The sequence below is a fragment of the Novosphingobium organovorum genome (assembly GCF_022832435.1).
In the GTDB taxonomy this organism is placed as follows: domain Bacteria; phylum Pseudomonadota; class Alphaproteobacteria; order Sphingomonadales; family Sphingomonadaceae; genus Novosphingobium; species Novosphingobium organovorum.
Genome location: NZ_JALHLF010000165.1, coordinates 1 through 5376, shown reverse-complemented (window position 1 = coordinate 5376; position 5376 = coordinate 1). Strand labels below are relative to the sequence as shown.

Annotated in this window: 4 protein-coding genes; 2 read left to right on the top strand and 2 right to left on the bottom strand. The window is 68.5% G+C overall.

What is annotated here, in order from left to right; all coding sequences use genetic code 11:
- Positions 1–37: 37 nt before the first annotated feature.
- Positions 38–2143, bottom strand: coding sequence for a TonB-dependent receptor (locus MTR62_RS19650; RefSeq protein ID WP_244024125.1), 2106 nt, complete (start codon positions 2141–2143; stop codon positions 38–40).
- 258 nt (positions 2144–2401) lie between these two features.
- Between MTR62_RS19650 and MTR62_RS19645 the strand changes: the two genes are divergently transcribed.
- Both MTR62_RS19645 and MTR62_RS19640 read left to right on the top strand, forming a co-directional pair.
- A complete protein-coding gene (locus MTR62_RS19645) occupies positions 2402–3748 on the top strand; it encodes a D-serine ammonia-lyase (RefSeq protein ID WP_244024123.1) in 1347 nt (448 codons plus the stop codon).
- Positions 3749–3794: 46 nt separating this feature from the next.
- The gene (locus MTR62_RS19640; protein WP_244024121.1) at positions 3795–4697 is read left to right on the top strand and encodes a LysR substrate-binding domain-containing protein; all 903 of its coding nucleotides are present in this window, start codon (positions 3795–3797) and stop codon (positions 4695–4697) included.
- 453 nt (positions 4698–5150) lie between these two features.
- On the opposite strand, the gene MTR62_RS19635 is transcribed toward MTR62_RS19640, so the two are convergent.
- Positions 5151–5376 (bottom strand): hypothetical protein (locus MTR62_RS19635; protein WP_244024119.1); only part of this gene is annotated, 226 nt, incomplete at its 5' end.

Genomic DNA, 5376 nt, shown 5'->3' with positions numbered 1-5376 from the left:
CAGCGGGGCGGGCGCGTGGCCGGGATCGCCAGGGGGGTCAGAAGCTCTTGCCCACGGTGAAGCCGATGGTACGCGGCTTGGCGCGGGTGTCGAGCCCGATCGCGGCCATCGGGTCCTGCAACCCGTTCTCGCCCAGCAGGTTGGTCGCGAAGACCTCGACCTTCCAGTCGCCCGCATCGATCCCCACGCGCGCGCCGAGCAGGCTCAATTCGTCGGAGGGGTAGCGGATCAGCCCGTAGCTGCGGTCGGTGATGGTCGACTTGCCCAGCTGGTTGAAGTCGATCCGCGCGAAGGCGGGCAGCGCGTCGCCCAGCGTGAAGCGGTATTCGGCCGAGGCCGAGAGCGTGTACTTGGGCACGAAGTCGAGCGGGTCGCCCTTGACGTTGGTGATCGTCGCGGCGTCGACGCGGGTCAGCTCGGTGTGGGTGTAGTTGCCCGAGGCGCTGAGCGTGAGGTGGCGCACCGGCTCGATCGAGAGCGAGGCGTCGAGCCCGTAGACCCGGGCATCGCCCGCATTGGTCACCCCGCCATAGACCGCGCTGACCATGACGAAGGTCTGGTAGTCCTGGTACTGCGAATAGTACCCCGAAAGATCCCAGCTGACCGGGCCGAGCGCGCCCTTGGTGCCCACCTCGTAGGACCACACCCGCTCGGGCCCATAAGTCGAGAGATCGTCGTCGCCGACGAAGCCGCCGCTGCGGAAGCCCTTGGCGACATTGGCGTAAAGCGCGATCGCATCGGTCAGCTTGTAATTGAGGTAGAAGCGCGGGTCGAGCGAATGGAACGTGCCCGACTGGAACAGCGTCTCGTCGTTGGCGCGGCGCCGGTCGTGGAAGTAGCGCAGGCCCATGCCCAGCTGCAAGCGGTCCGACAGGTCGTAGTTGACGTCGCCGAAGACCGAGATCGACCGGGAGCTGGTGTGCGTGATCGAGGGCGAGGACAGCACCGCGCCGCCGTAGTAGAGCGTAACCTCCAGATCGCGGTCGAGCTTCTCGTTGCTGTAGAAGCCGCCCACGACCCAGTGCAGCGGGCCGGTCCCGGTCGAGCTGAGGCGCACTTCCTGCGTGAACGAGGACGTGTCGAGCGTATCGTCGAGGAAGGTCTCGATCCCTGCGATCTTCTGCGCCGCACCCACGTTGTGGCGCTGGGCATCGACCCAGCTGGTCGAACTGAGCAGCTGCACGCCGCCAAGCTCGTATTTCGCGGTGGCGTTGTAGATCGTGTAGTTGTCGAGGAACGACTGCTTCGCATCGGCATCGCCGCTGGGATAATAGACGTCGTAGTGCTTGTCCGCGCCCACGTTCACGCCGTGTCCGTCGTTGCGGTGGACCAGCACGGTGCCCTCGATGGTGAGATCCTCGACCGGGCGGAACAGCACCTTGGCGCGCACGTCGCGCATCAGCTGGTCGTTGATGTCCTTGCGTCCGGCGTCGGGCTGGTCGATCCAGCCGCCGATGTTGGCGAGCGTGCCCGAGACGCGCACCGCGAGCTTGTCCTCGACGAGCGGCAGGTTGAGATAGCCGCTCATCTTCTCCGAAAACGCGCCGTGCGCGGTGTCGTAGCCGGTGAATTCCATCGAGCCCGAGGCGTGGCTCGGATCGGCCTTGGCGGTGATGAAGCGCAAGGTGCCACCCGCCGAGCCCTGGCCATAGAGCGTGCCCTGCGGTCCGCGCAGCACTTCGACCCGTTCAAGGTCGACCAGTTGCAGGTCGGGCTGGCCGAGCGAGGAGCCGGTGACCGGGATCTCGTCGAGATAGACGCCGACCAGCGAGGTCAGGCTGTTGCCGTTGGCGATGCCGCGCATGAACACGCGGTTCTGCCCCGGTCCGGCTTCGACCACCACGAGATCGGGCACCACGCGCGAAAGGTCGTGCAGCGAGCTGACGCCCTGACGGTCGAGCTCCTTCTGGCTGAGCGCGGTGATGCTCATCGGCACGTCGATCAGCCGTTCGGCGCGGCGGTTGGCGGTGACGACGATGTCGGTGCTGCGCGTCTGCGAGCCCTGATCCGCATCCTGTCCGGCGCCATCATCGGCATGGGCGGGGGCGCTGGCGAGAAGCGCACCGGCCAGCATCGAGCCCGCAAGGGCAAGCGCGCTGGCGCGCAGCGAAGTCGCGCGGGTGCGCGGGCGGAAATGGCTCATGTTGTACCCCCTGAACGTGTCGTTTCCCCGACCTTCGGGTCGGTGATAGGTTGCCGGGGCTGACACCCCCTTGCGTGTCCCTGGCTGTGAACCATGGCGCAAAGCGAAAGGGGTGTCACAAGCGTGCTGCGCGGCTGCCCATTAGCCGGGCTTATGGCTGCAAGCGTGCCGCGTCCTTTGCCGCCGTGGGGGGCGGTGATAGGCCCGGACGAAACCGCCAACCGACCTGCCGCAGGGGCAAGAGGGCGAGGAGCCAGCGTGACGATCGAAGCCGACCAGCGAACTCTCGAAGCCGACCTCAGCGCGCAAAGGCCGCTGCTCTGGATCAATCCCGAGCGCGGCCGCTCGGGCTTCGGCCCCGGCGCGGGGGCGGGTGAGCCGCTCGATGAGCACGATTTCACCGCCGCCTGCGCCGCCTGGGTGCGGATGCAGGGCCTGTTTCGCGCGCTGTTTCCTGAGGCCGTGGGCGCGCCGGGGATCGCTTCGCCGCTCGATCCGCTGGCGCCCGCGATGCTGCCCGCGACGCTCGACGCCGAAGGGGCAGGCCGCGTCTTCGTCAAGCGCGACGACCAGCTCGCCGTGGCCGGGTCGATCAAGGCGCGCGGGGGCTTTTTCGAGGTCGTCAGCCACGCCTTCGCGATTGCGTGTGAAGCGGGCCTGCTGCACCCCGAGCAGCCTTACGAGGCGCTGCTCGACGCGCCGGTGCGCGCCTTTCTTGCCACGCGGCGGTTGATGGTGGCGAGCACCGGGAACCTGGGGCTCAGCGTCGGGCTGATCGGGCGCGCGCTGGGCTTTGCGGTCGAAGTCCACATGTCGCGCGACGCCAAGGCGTGGAAGAAGGCGCGGCTGCGCGCGGCAGGGGCGCGGGTGATCGAACACGCCAGCGACTACATCAGCGCGGTCCACGCCGCCGCGGCCGAGGCGGCAAGCGATCCGGCGAGCCACTTCGTCGATGACGAACGCTCCACCGCGCTGTTCCTGGGCTACGCCGCGGCGGCGCCCGAACTGGTGCGCCAGCTTGGCGAAAGCGGCGTCGCGCTGGAGGCGGGCGATCCGCTGATGGTGCACGTGCCCTGCGGTATCGGCGGCGCGCCGGGGGGCATCGCCTTTGGCCTGTCGTGCCTGCTGGGCGCGCAGGTTCACGCCTTCTTCGCCGAACCGGTCGCCGCGCCGTGCATGTTGGCGCAACTGCTCGTGCCCGCAGCGAAAGAGGGCGCGCAAGAGAGGCTGCGCTCGGTCTACGACTATGGCCTCGACGGGCGGACCGAGGCCGACGGGCTGGCCGTCACGCAGGCCTCGCGGCTGGTCGCGGGGCTCATGCGCCCCCGCCTCGCCGGGCTCTACACCGTGCGCGACGAGCGCCTGCTGGCCCATGTCGCGCGGCTGTGGCACGGGGCGGGGATGCGGCTCGAACCTTCGGCGGTGGCCGGGCTCGAAGGGCCGGGGCGCCTCGTCACCGATCCCGCGGCGCAAGGCTGGCGCGCGGCGCTCGGTGGCAAAGCGGTGTTGGCCCGTGCGACCCACGTGGTCTGGGCGACGGGCGGTTCGCTGGTGCCCGAGGCGACCTTTAGCGCCTGGCTGGATGCCGGGGCCGATGCGGGGTAAGGCGCGGCTGTCCCCTTTTCGCTGACTGTCCGAGGAACCCCCGCGCGTGGCGCTCACCCCATCCGACCTGGCCTGGCTGCGCTGCTTCGAATGCGCCGCGCGCACGGGCAGCTTCACCGAGGCCGCGCGCGAGCTGAACCTTAGCCAGAGCGCGATCAGCCAGCAGATCCGCTCGCTCGAACAGCGGCTCGACCGCGCGCTGTTCGTGCGCAAGGCGCGCGGGCTCGAACTGACCGCGCTCGGCGTCCAGCTCAAGGATGAGCTGGGGCAGTCGATGCGCCAGATCGAAAGCGCGCTGGCCAACGCGCTCGACCAGAAGCACACGCTCAACGTGGGCTGCGTGCCGACCTTCGCGCTGCGCTGGCTGATGCCGCGCATCGGGCGCTTTTTGCAACGCCACCCCGAGATCGAGTTTCGCCTCAACGCCGACAACGCGGCGGTGGATGAGCCGTTCCTCAACGCGCAGCAGGGGGACGTGCTGATCACGTACGATCCTTCGGACTATCCCGGCGTGCATCAGGTGCGCCTGATGGGCTCGCACATCGTGCCGGTCTGCGCGCCGGGCTATCTGGCCGAACACCCCGACTGGGCCAGCGATCCCGAAGTCACCCTGCTGCACGACGAGAACGCCTGGGGCGGGGCGGCGCGCCACGTCGAATGGAACATCTGGCGCGAAGGCGTGGGACTGGCGCCGCTCGGCGCGCACCGCTCGCAGGTGTTCAACCTGTCCGACATGGCGATCGCGGCGGCCGCGCGCGGGGCGGGGGTGGCGATGGGCCGGGTCGAACTGATCGGCGAGGATCTGGCCAAGGGCACGCTCGTCGAAGCCGCACCCCAGCGCGTGCGCTCGCTCTCGCGCTACGCGCTGCTCGCGCACCAGCCGCGCAAGCACTCGGTGGCGCTGTTCACCAGCTGGATCGTCGAGGAGTGCCGCGCGCTGGGAGGCTAAGGCGCGGGGACAACTGTGGCGATGATCGGAGCGGCTGAATCGGGTGGAGAGCGGCCGCGCGGGAGCGTAAAAGAAAAGGGAAGATTTCCCGGGGGATGATCCCCCGGACCCTCGAAATGTCGATGTTTGGGCACGCCCCATCCGTCCGGCACGATTGTCGCCGCAGGCTCTAGAATGACTCCCGACGAACCCGAGCGCAACGGTTAGGTGAAGCGCACCGCCGCCAGTTTTCGGGGGTGCAGGGGGCGATGGCCCCCTGCTTCAAACCCATCCATCTTCGTCTGCCATGGGGCGAAACCGGACGTTTGAATTGGTCCACGCCGCCAAGGGGGCGGGGTCAGAAGCAAGGAGGCCAAGGTCCGTGGCCCTCGGGCTCCTCAAGTCGTCGAACGCGGCTCTCTGGCGCGATGCTTGCCGAGTAAGGCGCGGTGGACAGTTTGGGGTCAAGGGGTGTTAACCCCTTGCATCATCTATTTCCTTCCTTTCGACCTCCCGAAAAAGACCCATTAGTCTGGCTAATGCCCCTGCGCTTGTCGTGCGCTTGCCTTGCGCGCGCGAATTTTCGACCATCGCCTCGCTGGTGCTTTCGCGCGGCGCATGAGGGGAAACGAGCATGAACATCGACAGGCGGGCCCTCCTGGCCGGATCGGCGGCGGCTGCCGTGGCGGGCGGGGCGCTG

Bases quoted from the DNA above. Each gene is read 5' to 3' on its own strand.
- MTR62_RS19650 (WP_244024125.1), bottom strand. From the start codon at position 2,143: ATGAGCCATTTCCGCCCGCGCACCCGCGCGACTTCGCTGCGCGCCAGC.